The organism is Rhodanobacter sp. FW106-HT46G03, assembly GCF_058789895.1.
In genome coordinates, this window is the sequence record NZ_JBYTCC010000001.1 from 263,612 (window position 1) to 281,464 (window position 17,853).

10 protein-coding genes are annotated in these 17,853 nt (G+C 62.6%); 4 read left to right on the plus strand and 6 right to left on the minus strand.

The genetic code is table 11. The features are described from left to right. Positions 1–26: 26 nt before the first annotated feature. The 4 genes from AC3WP6_RS01190 to AC3WP6_RS01205 all read left to right on the plus strand — a co-directional run bounded on the left by AC3WP6_RS01190 (position 27) and on the right by AC3WP6_RS01205 (position 6,084). Positions 27–1,418, plus strand: a complete 1,392-nt coding sequence (locus tag AC3WP6_RS01190; RefSeq protein WP_492625968.1) for an MBL fold metallo-hydrolase RNA specificity domain-containing protein — start codon at positions 27–29, stop codon at positions 1,416–1,418. Continuing rightward, the gene (locus AC3WP6_RS01195) at positions 1,415–2,926 is read left to right on the plus strand and encodes a thymidine phosphorylase family protein (protein ID WP_492625969.1); all 1,512 of its coding nucleotides are present in this window, start codon (positions 1,415–1,417) and stop codon (positions 2,924–2,926) included. Before AC3WP6_RS01190 ends, AC3WP6_RS01195 begins: the two co-directional genes overlap by 4 nt. Beyond that, positions 2,923–3,837: a ribose-phosphate diphosphokinase gene (locus tag AC3WP6_RS01200; RefSeq protein WP_492625970.1), complete on the plus strand. Its 915-nt coding sequence runs from the start codon at positions 2,923–2,925 to the stop codon at positions 3,835–3,837. The genes AC3WP6_RS01195 and AC3WP6_RS01200 overlap by 4 nt, the downstream gene beginning before the upstream one ends. A gap of 306 nt (positions 3,838–4,143) precedes the next feature. Beyond that, positions 4,144–6,084 (plus strand): heavy metal translocating P-type ATPase, encoded by a 1,941-nt coding sequence (locus tag AC3WP6_RS01205; protein WP_492628618.1) that lies wholly within the window; start codon positions 4,144–4,146, stop codon positions 6,082–6,084. A gap of 589 nt (positions 6,085–6,673) precedes the next feature. On the opposite strand, the gene AC3WP6_RS01210 is transcribed toward AC3WP6_RS01205, so the two are convergent. The 6 genes from AC3WP6_RS01210 to AC3WP6_RS01235 all read right to left on the minus strand — a co-directional run bounded on the left by AC3WP6_RS01210 (position 6,674) and on the right by AC3WP6_RS01235 (position 17,817). Then, complete coding sequence (locus AC3WP6_RS01210) at positions 6,674–6,916, minus strand: hypothetical protein (RefSeq protein WP_492625971.1); 243 nt, start codon at positions 6,914–6,916, stop codon at positions 6,674–6,676. A 69-nt stretch (positions 6,917–6,985) separates the two neighbouring features. Next, the gene (locus AC3WP6_RS01215; RefSeq protein ID WP_492625972.1) at positions 6,986–9,838 is read right to left on the minus strand and encodes a beta-galactosidase; all 2,853 of its coding nucleotides are present in this window, start codon (positions 9,836–9,838) and stop codon (positions 6,986–6,988) included. A 172-nt stretch (positions 9,839–10,010) separates the two neighbouring features. Continuing rightward, positions 10,011–10,907 (minus strand): aldose 1-epimerase, encoded by an 897-nt coding sequence (locus AC3WP6_RS01220; RefSeq protein WP_492625973.1) that lies wholly within the window; start codon positions 10,905–10,907, stop codon positions 10,011–10,013. Positions 10,908–10,959: 52 nt separating this feature from the next. Further along, entirely contained in the window at positions 10,960–12,159 is a 1,200-nt protein-coding gene (locus AC3WP6_RS01225) for a glycoside hydrolase family 27 protein (protein WP_492625974.1), read from the minus strand. 410 nt (positions 12,160–12,569) lie between these two features. Continuing rightward, the gene (locus tag AC3WP6_RS01230; RefSeq protein ID WP_492625975.1) at positions 12,570–15,437 is read right to left on the minus strand and encodes a TonB-dependent receptor; all 2,868 of its coding nucleotides are present in this window, start codon (positions 15,435–15,437) and stop codon (positions 12,570–12,572) included. Positions 15,438–16,416: 979 nt separating this feature from the next. After that, on the minus strand, positions 16,417–17,817 hold the full coding sequence (locus AC3WP6_RS01235) for a sugar porter family MFS transporter (RefSeq protein ID WP_492625976.1): 1,401 nt from the start codon (positions 17,815–17,817) through the stop codon (positions 16,417–16,419). Positions 17,818–17,853: the final 36 nt, after the last annotated feature.

Below are 17,853 nucleotides of genomic sequence, written 5' to 3' on the forward strand. Positions count from 1 at the left end.
AGCACCCCATTCCCCCGGGAGCAATCATGAATACCACGAGCGGATCCACCCTGCAGTTCCTCGGTGCCGCCGGCACCGTCACCGGTTCGCGCTATCTGGTCGAAGATGGCAGGCACCGCGTGCTCGTCGACTGTGGCCTGTTCCAGGGCTACAAGCAGCTGCGTGACCGCAATTGGGCCCCGTTCCCGGTGGCTCCGGCAGCCATCGACGCTGTCGTGCTCACCCATGCGCACCTGGACCATTCGGGATACCTGCCGGCGCTGGTCAAGCAGGGGTTCCGCGGCCAGATCCACTGCACCCACGGCAGCGTGGCGCTGTGCGGCCTGTTGCTGCCCGACAGCGGCCACCTGTTGGAGGAGGAAGCCAAGTACGCGGCACGCAAGGGATACTCGAAGCACAAGGAGCCGCTGCCGCTGTACACCGAAGAGGACGCGCATAGGAGCCTGAAATACCTGCACGGGCACAACCAGGGCGAAGAGGTCGAGGTGGTGCCCGGCATCCGGGCACGCTTCCATCCGGCTGGTCACATCATCGGTGCTGCCCATGTCAGCCTGGACGTGCATGGCCAGCGCCTGCACTTCAGCGGCGACCTCGGGCGGCAGAACGAGTCGCTGATGAACCCGCCCTCGCCGCTGCCCGCCTGCGACGTGCTGGTCTGCGAGTCCACCTATGGCAACCGGGCGCACGTGTCCGTCGACCAGGAAGCCGAGCTCGCGCCGATCGTGCGCCGGGTGGCCGCCCGGGGCGGGGTGATGGTGATCCCGGCCTTTGCGGTAGGCAGGGCGCAGGCGTTGATGTTGCACCTGGCGCGGCTGCGGGAGCGGGGCGATATCCCGCGGGTTCCGGTCTACCTCAACAGCCCGATGGCCATCGATGCGACCCGCATCTACCACCGCTACCACGACGAACACCGCGTGTCGGACGAGGATTGCCGCCGCATGTACGAGCTGACGACCTTCGTCAACAGCGTCGAGGAGTCCAAGGCGCTCAATCGCCAGCGCGGACCGATGATCATCATCTCGGCCAGCGGCATGGTCACCGGCGGCCGCGTACTGCATCACATCGAGGCGTTCGGCCCGGATGATCGCAATGCCATCGTGCTCGCGGGCTACCAGGCCGGTGGCACGCGGGGCGCGGCCCTGGTGGGGGGCGCGTCCACGTTGCGGATGTTCGGTCGCGACGTTCCCATCCGCGCCGAGGTCGTCAAACTGGAGGGGTTCTCCGGCCACGCGGATGCGAACGAACTGCTGGACTGGATGCGCACCGCACCGACGGCGCCACGCATTGTCTACGTGACACACGGCGAGCCGGACGCGGCAGACACGTTGCGCGCGCGCATCCAGCGCGAGCTCGGATGGTCGGCCCGTGCTCCGGAACACCTGGAACGGGTGGCGCTGGAAGGAGGACGTGGTACATGAACGCGTTGACCCACACCCGCATGCGGGTCGTCCGTGCCGGCATCGACACCTACCAGCAGCCGGTGGTCTACATGCACCGCGACTGCGAGATTTGCCGCTCGGAAGGATTTGCCGCCATGACCCGGGTGGAGGTGCAGCTCGGGCAGCGCACGCTGATCGCGACCCTGAACGTCGTGGTCGGCGACCTGGTCACCGTCGATGAGGCAGCTCTTTCGGAGGCGGCCTGGAGCGCACTGGCACCGCAGCCCGGGGAGCTGGCCAGCTTCCGTCACCCCGAGCCGGCGGCTTCCGTGGGTGCACTGCGATCCAAGGTGTTTGGCGGACGTCTGGACGAATCCCAGTATCTCGCCCTGATGCAGGACGCCGTGGCCAGCCGGCTGTCCGACCTGGAGCTCGCGGCCTTCGTCGCCGCCTCCGCCGGCGAGCGGCTGGACCAGAGTGAAACCACCGCGCTGACCCGGGCCATGCTGACCGTCGGCCAGCGGCTCGACTGGGGCGAAGGCCTGGTGCTGGACAAGCATTGTGTCGGTGGTCTGCCGGGGAATCGCACCACCCCGATCGTAGTGGCGATCATCGCCGCGCTCGGCTACCGCATCCCCAAGACCTCCTCGCGCGCGATCACGTCGCCGGCGGGGACCGCCGACACCATGGAGGTGCTGGCGCCGGTGGCACTGGACCTGCCGGACATGCGGCGCGTCGTGGAGCGTGAGGGAGGCTGCATTGTCTGGGGAGGCAACGTCCGCCTGAGCCCGGCCGACGACATCGTGATCCGGATCCAGCGACCGCTGGATTTCGACAGCGACGGGCAATTGGTCGCCAGCGTGCTGTCGAAAAAGGTTGCGGCCGGCTCGACCCACGTCCTGATCGACATCCCGGTAGGTCCGACCGCGAAGGTGCGCAGCGACGCCGCCGGCACCCGTCTTGCCACCCGGCTGGGTGGCACGGCCTCGGCGCTTGGCCTTCAGCTGGACGTGTACCGCTCCGACGGCCGCCAGCCGGTCGGCGTGGGCATCGGGCCCGCGCTGGAGGCGCTGGATGTGCTCAAGGTCCTGCGCAACAACGCCGATGCACCGGCGGATCTGCGCGAGCGCAGCGTGGCGCTCGCCGGTGCCCTGCTGGACATGGTGCCCGGCACCACCCCAGGCACCGGGGTAGCGCGGGCCAATGAGGTGTTGGACTCGGGCCGGGCGCTGGCGAAGTTCCTCGCGATCTGCGAAGCCCAGGGCGGTTTCCGCGAGCCGCCACACGCGGAGTTCACCGCGGACGTCACCGCGGGTGCGTCCGGGCGGATTGCGGCGATCGACAACCGCCGGCTGGCACGCATTGCCAAGCTTGCCGGCGCCCCCGGCTCGCCTGCGGCGGGCCTGGCCACCGCGTGGCGGATCGGTGACGTCGTCCAGCGCGGACAACCCCTGTTCACCGTCCATGCGCAGTCGCGCGGAGAGTTGGCGTACGCGCTGGAGTACGCGGCGACGGCCGTGCCCTTCGCCTTGGAGGAGGCCGCATGAATCGCATCCTGATCCCGTTTCCCGCCGACGTCGCCCTGGCGGCGACGGTCGGGGCCGAACTCGGCGCCCGCGTTGCCCCGCTGGACTGGCACCGGTTTCCCGATGGGGAATCCCTGGTTACCCTGGATACTGCCCTGCAGGACGCGGACGTCGCCATGCTTGCGAGCCTGCGCACGGCCGACGCCATCGCGCTGCCGCTGCGGTTCGCCGCGGAGACCGCCCGTGAGTTCGGCGCCCGCAGCGTGGGTCTGATTGCGCCCTACCTCGGCTACATGCGGCAGGACACCCGCTTCCACCGCGGCGAGGCCGTCACCTCGCCGCTGTTCGCGCGCTTTCTGGAGCAGTCCTTCGACTGGCTGGTGACGGTGGACCCCCACCTGCATCGCACGCCACGACTGGATGCCTTGTACCGCATCCCGACGGCACACGTGCGCGCCGCTCCGCTCGTGGCCCGCTGGATCGCTTCGAATGTGCCCGACGCCATCGTGATCGGGCCTGACAGCGAAAGTGAGCAATGGGTGAGCAGCATCGCCACGCGGGCCGGCGTGCCCTTCCAGGTGCTGCGCAAGCTGCGCCGCGGCGACTACGATGTCAGCGTCAGCTTGCCCGATGCCGCTGCCGTCGCCGGACGCACCCCGGTGCTGGTCGACGACATTGTTTCATCGGGACGCACGATCCTGGAGACGCTCGGCCACCTGGAACGACTCGGCCTGCCGGCGCCGGTCGTGGTGGCGATCCATCCGGTGTTCTCGGGTGATGCCTATGAGCAACTGAAAGCCGCCCGTCTGGCGAGAATCGTCAGTACCGACACGATCGCCCATCCGTCCAACGCGATCTCGATGGGACCGGCGCTCGGCGCTGCCGCGGCCAAGCTCATGACGTCCCTTCCCACTGCGCCGGGGGCCTCGTGAACCTTTGACGTCGCCGGCCTGCGGTCTGCGAACCGTTGCACCGGGCCTGCGTGGTAGCGGCGGCTTACCGGGAATGAACCGGGCACACCTGCTGGACACGGAGGAGCCGATCGCCATCGATGGCGACGGCGATCCCACCATCTTTTTTCGACCTGTGCTTGACCGGAGGCATCCATGCATACCGACCGCCATCCATCCGGGCACGCCCATGCGTCCGATGAGCATTCCGCGCACCACGCGCACGGACATGGGCCGGACACCGGCGAACACGCCGGCCACGACAAGCATGCCGGCCACAGCGTGGAGATGTTCCGCGACCGGTTCTGGCTCAGCCTGGCACTGACCCTTCCCGCCTTGGTGTGGGAGCCGATGCTGCAGGAATGGTTCGGGTACACGGCGCCCCGGTTCCCCGGCGCGCAGTACCTCCCCGCGATCTTCGGCACCGTCGTCTTTCTCTACGGCGGCTGGGTGTTCGTGAAGGGCGCATGGGGCGAGCTGATCGACCGCCTGCCAGGCATGATGACGCTGATCTCGATGGCGATCGTGGTCGCCTTCCTCTACAGCGCGGCGGTGACACTCGGCTATCCGGGGCATGCGCTGTGGTGGGAGCTGGCGACCTTGGTGACGATCATGCTGCTGGGCCACTGGATCGAGATGCGCTCGATCTTCCAGGCCCAGGGCGCGCTCAAGGAGCTGGCCAAACTGCTGCCGGACACGGCGGTACGGATCACCCGCGGCGATGAAACCGAGGTGGTCCCGGTCGGCGAACTCCGCGCCGGCGACGTGCTGCTGATCCGGCCCGGCGCGGGCATCCCCGCCGACGGCGTGGTGAAGAGCGGCAAGAGCAGCGTCAGCGAGGCGATGATTACCGGCGAGTCGAAGCCGGTCGAAAAAAGCGAAGGCGCCAAGGTCATCGCCGGCACGGTGAACGGCCAGGGATCGCTCCGGGTCGAGGTCACCGGCACCGGGGACAGCACGGCCCTGGCCGGGATCATGCGCCTGGTTGCGCAGGCGCAGACGTCCCGTTCGCGCGCCCAGGCACTGGCGGACCGGGCGGCGTTCTGGCTCACGCTGGTCGCCATTGGCGCGGGTGTGGTCACGTTCGTCGCATGGTCGGCGGCGGGCGCAACACTGGACTTCACCATCACCCGCGTGGTGACGGTACTGGTGATCGCCTGCCCGCACGCCCTCGGGCTGGCGGTGCCACTGGTAACCGCGATCTCCACCACGATCGGCGCGCAGAACGGCCTGCTGGTTCGCGACCGGCGCGGTCTGGAAGAGGCACGCAACCTCGATATCGTCGTGTTCGACAAGACGGGCACGCTGACGCTTGGTTCGCATCGCGTGGTGTCGATGACAGTCGAGGACGGCGTGACGCAGGACGACGCCCTGCGCCTGGCCGCGGCGGTGCAGCGTGACGCCGAGCATCCCATCGCCCATGCCCTGACGACGAGCGCGAAGGAGCGCGGCCTGGCGATACCTGCCTCGGCCGGGTTCGAGTCGATGGCCGGGGTGGGCGTGCGTGCCGAGGTGGAAGGCCGCCTGCTGCATGTCGGTGGGCCCGCCATGCTCAGGCGGCTGGGCGCGCGGCCCGGCCGGATGATCCAGGAAGCCGCGCAGGCCGCGGCCGCCAACGCGCAGTCGGCCACCTACCTGATCGAAGGCAACCGCGTGCTCGCCGTGTTCGCCATCGCCGATGCGGTGCGGCCCGAATCGCGGGAAGCCATCGAACGCCTGCACGCTGCCGGCATCAAGGTGGCCATGCTCACCGGCGACTCCCGAGCAGTCGCCGAGTCCGTTGCCCGGGAGCTGGGGATCGACGTGGTCTTTGCCGAAATCCTGCCGGAGGACAAGGTCGCCAAGATCGGGGAGCTGCAGCAGGGCAACCGCAAGGTCGCCATGGTGGGCGATGGCGTGAACGACGCACCGGCGCTGGTAACCGCGGACGTGGGCGTGGCCATCGGCGCCGGCACGGACGTGGCGGTGGAAGCCGGAGACGTGGTGCTGGTGCGCTCCGATCCGCGCGACGTGCCGCGCATCGTCACCCTGAGCCGGGCCAGCTACCGCAAGATGGTGCAGAACCTCTGGTGGGCGGCAGGCTACAACATCCTGGCGATTCCACTGGCCGCGGGCGCACTGGCCTGGACGGGCATCCTGCTGGTCCCGGCGGTGGGCGCGATCCTGATGTCCGCCAGCACAGTGATTGTGGCGATCAACGCCCAGCTGCTCCGACGGGCGGCGCTGTAGAGCGCCCGAAATCCAAGCGCCTTGTGTGGCCTTAGGAGGATTGAACGCTTTGGCTACGGGGCGTCCGGTAGCACCAAGGTCACTTCGCATCAACTACGCGTTGAATCGAACCGGAGACGCATGCCCAAGGGCTATTGGGGCGGGGCACCATTCAACGCCGTGGAAACTGGATCCTGCGCTTGATACTGAAATCCGTAATGCGTCGACCGGCTCTTCGGGCCGGTTCCACGGTCTGGCTCAAGGTTATCGGTCAGCGGCTCGTCGTGGTGCCTGCTGGTAGCCCGTTACGCCGAGTGATTGGGCATGATGAGGATAAGTGACTGGGGCGCAGGACATGGCAAGAGATAGATGCAACCCCGTGATTAGTTGGTACGGCAGGTGGGGAGAAGGTCGCTTGAGGGTCGCCCCTTCACCAGGATGCGACTGCGACAAGCGCCAAACACGTCCAGCGGTCCGAGTAGGTTCAAAGCCCACCGTATCGGCCAAGCTCTCGCTGCGTACTTCAAGCTGATGCACCGCCGCGATTGTGTTTTCGCTCGCGGTGTCGGCTCTGACTCGATAGCCTCCGAGTGGGTTTGAGCTGCGGCGTTCAGATTGTCGGGGCAGGTAGCTCGGCGGTGGAAGGATCGGGGACATCGCTCGGCGTGTCGTGTGGCATGTAGCGAGCCCGATGCACGGCCCATTCATCGGTCTGCTCAAACAGGATCGCGCCGGCCAGTCGGCGGATGGCGTCTTCGTTCAGGAAGACGCCATCCGCCTCAGGGTGAGGATCGATTTTGCGGTTTAGACGCTCGTTGTGGTTGAGCTTGGTGCTGTGGGCTACGGGCGCCACAGTTTCACCGCCCCGAGCCCCGGGGGGCACAATCCAGCTCCTCTCGATGGCGGGGATTTGTTACCTCATCTACCGGATGGGCTCAACGTCGACCGGTGAGGTATACGAGCCAAAATCGATGAGCGAGACAGTGCCGAGGCTGCCCGGCGAGTTGTCGGTCTTCCAGACGGCGATCGTGATGTCGTTGCCCCCGTGTGGGTTGATGACGCCGTTGGGTATTGGAAAACGATGCTGCGGGCCGAGGTCAGCGACGTAATTGCCCATCTGCCAGCCGTTGACGAAGATTGTGGCGCGGTAGTGTCGGCCCGGCGGATCCTCGATCTCCAACCCCAGCGACGTGTCTTGGCCTTTGGGCAGGTCGAGCGTGGCGTTGGTGCGGTACCACCTCACTCCCGGTACGGCGTCGTTGGCCGGCAACGTCGCATGGTGCCAGTCGGAAGCCTTGCCCGGCTTGATTGGCCATTCCTGGCGCTCACCGTAGAGTCCGCCAAAGTTGTAGGGGCCGCGTTGCGGATTTTCGTCGATGATTGCCCCCTGTAGACGCCAAGTGATTGTGTTGGCACTGACGCCGAGCGGCTCGGCCGAGACGATGCCGCGTGCGGTGCGGTTCTCTCCGGTGGATTTGTAGTCCTCCTCATGCCCCATATCGACGGTCAACACCGAAATGACGTTGTCGCCCGGCACGAGCATCGTGGCAGGGAAACCAAATGAGCCGGTTTCATTGCGGGTCACGCTGCCGAGGAAGTGCCCGTTGAGCCACACCGAAAAGGCTCCGGCGTTTCCGCCGCTTATCACGTCGAGTTTTAGACCAGTAGGCGCCGCATGATCGGGACCGACGGTAAAGTGGCCGCGATACCATGTGTTGCCAGTATGGAAACCATAGTCGTCGGCGAACAAGACCGGCAGCGTGCCGGGTTTGGTGATGCTGCTGGTGGTGGTGAGGTTGGCGATGCGCCACTTTGCATCGTCGAAGTTGCGGGAGATCTCCGGCGCGCCGGCGCGCTGTGTCCAGTGGTCGAGCACCGGCAACGTGACGGGTCGCGGCACCGGCAGCGTGAGCACCAATCCCCCCGAGGCGGTGGGCTTGGTAGCGAGCGGCTGGCCGTTCCACGTTATTTTCGCCGAGTTGTCGGCAAACACCTCCGCATGCGCATCGCTGTCACCATCGCCAGTCAATGCCAGGGTGCCGTCACCGAAGTGTGCGCTGCGCAGTAGATGCGAGCCGAGCATCAGTACCGGCCCGCGGGACGTTTCCTGCTGCCAGACGTGCTCCGTTGCCTGGTCGTCTCCGATGAGCAGCAACAGCGGTCGTTTGCCGCCGTCGACCAATACGCGTATCAGGCCGTCGTGGCGATAGTTCAGCCGCAGTCCGGTGCTGCCCCAATGTTGACTGACGTTTCCCGACAATACCGTTACCTTCGGCTTGACGGCAAAATCGAGCAAGGTTTCACCGGCGGTGCCACGGTGACCGTAGAGCACAGCGATGTCCCGACCGTCGATCGTCGCATCCGTCATCAATTCGGAGGTCGAATAGGTCAGGTGCGTCGCGCCGAGCGGGTAGTCAGCCACCAGCATCTTGCTCTGACGCCCATTGATGGTAATAGCGGTGCCAGATTCTTGCGGTATGTCGAACCGACCTTCCTTCAGCGATAGTGCTAGATGCGTCGTTTCGGTGGTGGAGGCGGTGGTGTCGCCGTGACGAACGAGATGAAATTGTGTATTGGTGTCCGGGTTGACGCGGGCGCGATCAACAAGGTCTGGATTGTTGAGGCGGCCCGGTGTCATCGCGTCGGTCTTGGCGATCGGCGCGACTGCGTGGAGGAAATAGCCGATGCGCTTGTCCTCGTAGTACTTGGGATCGAACTGCCGTCCCTCGGTGATCGCCGCACCGTAATCGTAGGACGTGTAGTTTTGCGGGATTGCCTGCCAGCCCCACGACGTGCCGCCGAACAGCATGTAGAAGTTCTGCGCCGTGGCCCCCGCCGCAATGTTCTCCTTGTAGAAGACGTTGGCAAAGCGATCGTTGATGAGTTGTGCGCACTTGGGGTAACCGGGTCCGCCCCAAGGGTCGAACGCACCGCCCTGGAACTCTGCCGTGAAAAGCGGCTCACCGGCGAACCGATGTTCAGCCATGTCCGGGGCGGGCTTCCACTGTGAGGGATGTGAGCAGTCGAAACCTTGCGGGTAATAGTCCCAGCCGCTGACCTGCATCGCGCCCTTGCCGGTCACGAAGGTTGCGTTGTGGTTGCCGACCAACGGCACTGTGATCCCGTCCGCCCGGGCCTTGCCCTCAAGGTGCTGCATGTAGGCGCGGCCGTCCGCTGAGCCGTTGTAGTACTCGTTCTCGACTTGGTATGCGATCACCGTGCCACGGCCATTGGTGAGCTGGTGGCGGGCGAGGACATGGTCGATTTGTGTCATCCACTGATCGGCGAGCTTGAGGTAGGCGGGATCTGGGCTGCGGTTTTTGACCGGCTCGTCGGTCAGCCACAACGGGAAGCCGCCACTGTCGATCTCGGCGTTGATGTAGGGGCCGGGGCGGGCGATTACGTAGATGCCGGCTTCACGCGCGTCATCGAGCAGCTTGTCGATGTCGCGTATGCCGCCGAAGTCATACTTGCCCGCGCGTGGCGAATGGTAGCCCCAGGAAAAATAGATCGAGGCGGTGTTGAACCCGGCCGCCTTCATCTTCTGGAAGATGTCTGGCCACAAACCAGGGCTTGGCAAACGATATGGGTGGAACTCGCCGGACCAGATGTAGATCCGTTTCCCGTCGATGAGAAAGCTGTATTTGTCGAAACTGATCTGGTGCATCGCGGACATTGGCGCGGAAATCTCGGCACGCGTACTGGCCAGCCCAACCGCCGACAACGTAAGGCCACCAGCAATAATCCCGGCCTTTATCCATGGATGACTTTTCATGACAATTGCCCTTATGGTTATGACAGGTTGACGTCGTACGATTGGGTACCTATTCCGCAATCACTGCATCGCGATACGGGGAATTTCGGGTAACGGAAATGCATGACTCGAGGCCGCGGAAATGTCAGCCAAGTTGCCCGTGCAGACCGCGCGGTACTTTTATTCACGCTTATCAATTTCCCGACATGCCGATCACGCTGAACGAAAAGCGGCGCCGCAAGGTGGCCCGTGGCGGAAGCATCGTCATGCCGTTGTCAGTTGCCCCGCCAGGCAGGTGTACAGCGTTTATGGGGTGGTCGACCGGTTCAAAACAGAAGAAGTTGCGGTCAGCTGGTGTATAGAGCACGAACGCGTCAACATTGGCATCGATCCGCAGGCTAAGTCGAGCCGATGGCCAATGAATCGTGGCCGTACCGGTCCAGTCTTGGAACGCGTGATCGAGGCCGTTCTCCGGCAACGAGCGCTCGGTTCGGAAATCCCACCTTGCTGGAACCACAACGCGCTTCGTTGGCAGTGGCGTCCGGCCGTCATTGAGCCAGACCTTGGACGCCGGTGCGAGCAGGCGCACGCCATCTAGGCGGGTGAAAAAGGGATGCAGCCCGAGTCCAAACGGCATCGTCGCGCGTCCGGTATTGGTGACCGCCAGATCAACCCGCAAGGTGTAGCCGTACACGGCGTACTGAAGCATCGCTTCGTAGTGATACGCGGTCGCCGCATGCTGCCGCAACGAAAGTCGCACCTTGTATGCCGTGTGTGCCTCCACCCGCCATGCGTGCTGCCATCCACTGCCGTGAATCGGCCAAGGCTCATCCTCGCAGTTACGCTGCAATGCAACCCAGCGTCCGCCGACCGTGAACCCACCGTCGGCAATGCGGTTACTCCATGGCACCAGTGGGAAGCAAGACAGTTGCCTTGGATCGATCTGATGTTCCGGTCGCTCTGGCGTAGGGTTGTAAGGGCGCAACAAGGGTATTGAGCCTCCCCGTCCATGCCAGTCGAAGCCGGCGATCCCGCCGCCGGCTTCGGGAAGAACCAAAACACTAAGCGCCGTATTCCCTATTCTCAGCATAGGAGACCACGACCTTTCAGCTCGTCTGCGAACGCGGTTGGCCGCGTCCACATCAGAGTTGACTGATGCGGTACATCATCGTCGCGTGCGCCGGGAGATTGACCTTGATGGAACCGTCGCTCGTCATATCCGCGTGGGTCCAAAGGTCACGTACGCGATAGCTAGCACCCTGCTTAAGGCCTATTTCAGTGGAGTTCACGCTCACGTTACGTGTGGTATCAGTTTCATTAAACACCGCAACAGCCTTGCTGCCGTCCTTGAGTGGCTTGACGATCACGTGGATGCCGGTCGCATCGCTCACCTGTTTGCCCTGTACACCAAGCGGATCTTGATCCACCGCAATCACATCCTTGTTGAGCAGTATCTGTAACGCATCCGGTTTGATCGTGCGTAGGTCGGTACCGATCAACAGCGGTGCAGCCATGATGGACCATAGGCTGAATTGGCTGCGGTACTCGGTGTCGGTCATACCACCGTTGCCGACTTCAAGCATGTCGGGATCATTCCAATGACCTGGCGTAGCATATCTGTCGAATACCACATTTTGCTTGAAGATTTTCAGCATGGATGCGTAGTTGTCGCTGACGTCCTCGGTGGTACGCCACGATTCGGCGTCGACTGGTGGCTTTCCCGCCCAAAGCCAAGGCTTGTTTTGGCCCCACTCGCAAACTGAGTAGAAGATTGGCCGGCCGGTGGCGCGCAGGGCTTCTGCCATAGCGGTGTATCGTTTGACGGCGTCAACCTTTTGATTATTGCAGTTGTCGTACTTAAGGTAATCCACGCCCCACGATGCGAAAGTGGCGGCATCTTGCTTTTCATGACCGAGGCCGCCAGGAAAGCCGCGATTTTCCTGACGAGGTTCGCAGGTCCAAGTGCCAGCACTGGAGTACAGACCGAATTTGAGGCCGTGTGCATGGACGTAGTCAGCCAACGCCTTGATCCCGCTTGGGAAACGCACTCGATTGGGTTGCAGGCTGCCGTCCTTGCCCCTCTTCCAATAGGCCCAGCAGTCGTCGATATTGACGTATTCATATCCGGCATTCTTCAGGCCGAGGCTGATGAATTTGTCAATGATGCCGCGGATCATGATCTCGTTGAACTCTGGGCGGCAGTGAGTGGAGTTCCAATTGTTGAAACCCATCTGTGGCAACGGAGGCGTAGTCTGGTTGGCGTAGACAGGCCCCGTGGCGGCGACAAGTACAAACGCAAATGGCGTTGCAATGTGTAACAGACGCTCGAGTAAACGATTCATTGACTTCTCTCCTTGGGGATTGAAACAAGATCGAAAAGCTTGGAGCTAAAAAATACCGTTGTTGGTAACGGAATATAAACTTGCCACCGCAGCGGTGCCAGCACTTGGATCGTGTACCACAAGTGCTTGAAGCCGGTCGGCCATGCCTTAGCGCGGACCGGTGTTACATGCCGTTGAGAAGGCATTGAGGGCCCAAGCTGGGATGCTTGTAATGTATAAAACGTCGCACGCTGAGACGCGCCAACGCCACGTGCGTGTATGCTTCCCAGAATGAGCGATTTAAGTTGGGCGACAGGTCTCCTGCCTCACGTGGTCAACCGCGTTCATCTTTCGGAGAACTCGGTGACACCCGGGATGCCGCTGGTGGTTTCCTGTTCCCACCGTAAGTGACATCCGGGGTGTCTCGGGTTTCAGAAGCTGCCGCGAACGCCAACGGTGTATACCGTACCGTCTGCCTCTGCATAGAGGAAACGGTTCGGGTAAACCGAGTAATCGTAAAGGTGCGAGCGGGTCAGGTTCGTACCGGAAACGAACAGCGAAACGTGGGGGTTGAGCTTGTAGCTAGCGCTTAAGTCAAGCTCGCCGTAGGAGGTACGAGTAGCTGGTTGCGCGCCGCTTCCAAACGCGATGCTGCGCAGATATTTGCCACGCCAATTGTAGGCTAGGCGAGCCTGCCAAGGTCCTTTTTCATAATAGGTGCTCAAGTTAGCCGAATCGCCAATACCAGGTACCGCGAACTTACCTGACGTGCTGATTCTTCCCGGATTAAGGTTAGCGCTGCTCTTGACATGGGTGTAGTTGAAAGCCACGCCTAGACCATCGAATGGCGCTGGAAACACATTCTTGAACTGGTAGTTGAAGGTCAGCTCTTCACCATAGATCTTGGCGGAATTAAGATTGATAGGCTCGCTCAATGCCCAGGTGTAGCCGAGGAACTGCACGGGGGTGGTGGCAATGGTGCTGAAGTTGCTGACGTTCTTGTAGAACGTCTCCAGCGACAGGTAACTGGCGTCGTTGATGTACCACTCCAAGCCGGTATCCCAGTTGATTGAGGTATAGGGCTGCAGGTTGGGGTTGCCCTGGGTAATCGTTAGCGATTCAGGGCGCGTTCCGAAGCTCTGGTTGTAGTAAAGGTTGCTGAGCTCGGGTGGGGTGAGCGTCTTAGAGAATGCAAGACGATACACCAAGTTGTCGAGGAGGTTGAGCTTAAAGTTTAGTGACGGCATCCACTTGTGATAGCTGCCGGTAGCCGACTGCGGTTGCAACGGACCATAGGCAACTTGGCCTGCACTGCTGTCGTTGGGATCGATGTGGTAACTGACAGGCTCTTGGAAGATCGCCTGTGACTCGGAATTGACGTCCAAGAACCGGACGCCAGCATCCAAAGTCCATGACTTTTCCCACATTGTGCCCTGGAAAACGGCTTTGACGAAGGCGGCTTTGTCCACCTCGTATACTTTGTTGTAACTGCCGGGGTTAACTTTGGGAGCGAAGCTGCCGTATTGCGCAAGCGCCGCAAGCAACGCAGCGCGCTTGTCTGGTGCCAGTTGATTGTAGGCGGCCGGCGTGATGAGCCAGTTGAAGTAGGAGGCGACGTTGTATTGAACCCACTGTGCCGGCACGTTCGGTTGGGAAACGCCATGGATGGGTGCGGGCGGCGTGTAGATGTAGGCCTGAACTACATCGGCCGGCACCTTGACGGCGTAGCCGCAGTACGCATTGCACATGATACCCTGCGGTGTCGCCCACTGTACGGATTTGTTGTACTGGCGGTTTTCCTGCAGTCCGAATTCAAGCTGCGACAGCAGATCTCCATCAAAGTACTTCGAAAGGTTGATTTGGTATTGGGTTATACCATCGGTAATGTTATTCGACTGCCCGCCCAAATTGCAGCAATGTGCAAACAAGTCACTCGTGTCGGTAGTGGAGATTATGTTGGTGTAGTCCGGTGGCTCGTTGCTGCCGTTGTTGGTCCAGGTCGGGTTGACGCCGACATTGCGAGTTCCAATGACCGAAAAGTAACCATCGGGGCTTTGTTTGTTCCAGGCCTTGGATTTGGAAATATCCAAGGTGAGCATGGTGGATGCGTCGAAGTTGAACGAGACGTTCAGCCCGTTTTGCAGCATGACTTCGTTGCTTGGGTAGTAGGCCATCACGTAGTCGTTGGACATGGCCCCGGTATTTTTCCGGACATAATTCAGTACGGTATTGTTGGCGTCGGTGGTGAGCGATTGGAAGTCGCCAGAGTTGCCATACTCACCGAACTCGTGTACCAGCGAGTCGACCTTGTATCCTGAGTACAGAGTGTCGAACTTGATGGTCAACTGGTCGATCGGACGCCAATCGATGGCACCGCTGAAGCCCTTGCGGGTGCGCGTTTCATCAAGGACGTTACTGGCCAAGGTTTCCGGGATGGCGACGTTCGTGTAATTGGGATTGCTCAACCCGGAAAGTTTGGAAATGTCCTGGTTGACGTACCAGGAGTTGGCCTGAGTGTTGATCTGGGTGTCTTTCCGCTTGTAATACTGCACGGACGCCAGCCAGCCGAAGGTATCATCCGCGTTGGTCCAACCGAATAGGCCGGACGCCTTGGGTGTTGTCTTGCCGGCCCAGCTTCCAGTCAGGTTGCTGTTGACACCGGCAATCGATCCGGAGGCATGGTAGCCACTGAAATCGAGGGGCCGTGCCGTCTGCACGTCAACCACGCCGCCGATATCGACCTCCGGGATATCCGCAGATGAGGTCTTGTTGACCGTGGCGATGTTGATGATGTCGGATGAGAGCACGTTGAAATCGAACGCGCGCGAGCCGGATGCGGTCGCCATTTGCCGGCCATTGACAGTGACCGCCACGAAGTCCGGGCCGAAGCCGCGAATCGCTATCTGGCTGGATTCGCCACCGCTGCGGTCGACCGATACGCCTGGGACACGCTGCAGCGCATCAGCGACGTTGGGGTCGGGGAATTTGCCGGCTTCTTCGGCCGAAACGGAATCCACGACGTTGGTTGCGTCCTGCTTGACAGATTGCGCGCGCTGGATGGCGGCAAGCTGGCCAGTGACGGTTACCGCGCTCAAGTTGGTCGCCTCTTTTTTCTTGGCAGGCGTCTTGGAGGCGTTTGAAGCTCCACTTTTAGCTTCGGAGGTGGATGTCGTTGGACTGCCTGGTGCGGCAGGAGCGCTCGTTTGAGCATAGCCCTGTGCGGTATAGCCGATCAGGCAAGCAGCCCCTATGGTCACCAGCGCCCAATGTACCGAAAGCGCCATGTTGGTTTGTTGCATGACTTGTTCTCCCCAATTAATGCGAAGTGTCAGCGAGACCTGCGCGCAGCGATTCGGACAAAGGCGCACAGCCAGTACCATCCGATCGAATTGTAGTATAAAAAGTCTATACGTCGTACCGTCAAGTTGCACTGCAACATGCGCGCTTCTGCGCCGTTGTCCGTTGCCGGGGACGAGGATCGGAGTGTGCGTGTGTCGCCGCGGACCGACAGCTGCTTGCGACTGGAAGTGCGAGCTTCTTTGCGTCTCGAGGGCGATGGCCGGAGCAGAGATGCGTCGTTGAACACCGATGCTTCGTCGGGATCGAGGGCCTTCCATCCGACAGGCCGCACCAGTTTCGCCTGCAGGTTGCGACAGATCTCGAACTGCCCGTACTTGGTTCGCGCAGCGGTGGCGGTGGCCCGTCGTTGGCAAAGCCACCGGCGTTGATGGCCGATGCTGGCGCATTCCGCGGGCCCGTCGGGCGAGACGCGTTACCGGGAGACGACTATTTCGTGCTTCGGTGCGCTATGAGGGGAGGCTCGCTGATCGCGGACCAGTTTCCGTGGGGGCGGCGGGAGATATCTGGTTTCCGCGTCTCTTACGTATGAATCGGCACGCAGTGCGTGGCTTTGGTGCCGCTGGTGCCTTCGGGCGATAACGGCCTGGCGTTTCGGCCAATTACACAAAGGGCGTGGTCGGCGGGTTCGTCCTCGCAGTGTTCCTGAACACCTTTAGCAACGTCGCTGCTATCCACTTTCGGTCATGGTGAGCGTCGTGTCCGTGCGTCGAGCGGACTCCGGGTGCGTGTCACCTCGCCTTCGTTTGTGCCGCATCCCAATTTTCGGTCCGGATCGTTGTCGACCTTGGCGCGGAAGGCCGCGTATTGGCACCCCATCCTGTGCTGGTGCTGAGCTGGCCAGTCCACGTGTAGCAGGCGCGGCGTGGTGCACACCCGGCGTGACGGACGTCGTTGCGGCGGCCGCCACGCCGGGTGGTTTCATTGCCCGATCCGCCGCAGCGGTTCCCCCGCCATGAGCTTGCGTTCGATCTGCTCCAGGGTGACGCCCTTGGTCTCCGGCACCAGCCAGAGGGTGAGGAAGAGGAACACGGCGTTGAACGCGGCGTACAGCCAGAAGGTCTGTGCCTGGCCGATGCCGTTGAGCAGCGGCAGGAAGGAGAAGCCGACCAGCCAGTTCGCCACCCAGTTGGTGAAGGTGGAGCAGCCGATGCCGAAGTCGCGGCCCTTGAGCGGCTGGATCTCGGAGCACAGGGTCCAGATCAGCGGACCGGCGGACATCGCGAAGCCGACGATGAAGAGCAGCAGCATGCCGACGGTGAAGAACTGCTGGCCGTGGGTGTGGATGCCCAGGTGCATCATGGTGCCGACCACGCCCAGGCCCGCCGCCATCACCACGAAGCCGGTGTAGAGGATGGGCTTGCGGCCGAGCTTGTCGACCAGGCCGATGGCGATGAAGGTGGCCAGCACGTTGACCAGGCCGACGATGGCGGTAAACCACATCTGCGACTCGGTGTCGTAGCCCATGTCCTGGAAGATGCGCGGGGCGTAGTACATCACCACGTTCATGCCGGTGAGCTGCTGCATCACCTGCAGCAGCATGCCGAGCCCCACCGAGCGGCGGAAGTTGCGGTTCTGGCGGAACATCGCAAAGCCGCGCTGCGGGATCTTGAGCTGCTCGGTGATCGCGCCCAGCTCGCGGGCGATCGACTCCGGCAGGAGGCCCAGCCGGTGCAGCACGTGTTCGGCCTCGCCGCGGCGGTCCTTCATCATCAGCCAGCGCGGGCTTTCCGGCAGGAAGGCGACGCCAAGCAGGAACAGCGCGCCGGGGATCGCGATCACGCCGAGCATCCAGCGCCAATTGCCCGAGTAGCTGAAGGCGGTGTCGGAGAGGAAGGCGACCAGGATGCCGATGGTGATCATCAGCTGGTAGAGCGAGATCATCGCGCCGCGGATCGACTCGGGCGCGATCTCGGCCAGGTACAGCGGGGCGGTGAAGCTCGCCAGGCCAATGGCGACGCCGAGCACGAGGCGGCCGGAGATCAGTGCCTCCGGCGACCATGCCATGCCGCACAGCACCGAGCCGGCGACGAACAGCACCGCGCCCAGGATCAGCGTGCGCTTGCGGCCCAGCTGGCTGGACAGCCAGCCGGCCACCAGGGCGCCGAAGGCGGCGCCGATCATCATCACGCTGACGATCCAGCCCAGCGTGTCGTCGCTGATGCCGAAGTCCTTCTGCAGGAATTGCTGCGCGCCGGAGATCACGCCGATGTCGAGGCCGAACATCAACCCCGCGAGCGAGGCAAGGATGCAGACGAAGATCGCGGTGGCCTTGCCTTGCGGCACGGTGGGTGCCGCGGACGCGGTGAGGGTGTTGCCCATAGGTGTCTCCCCGTGGAATGGCTGCGTGGTGGTGGC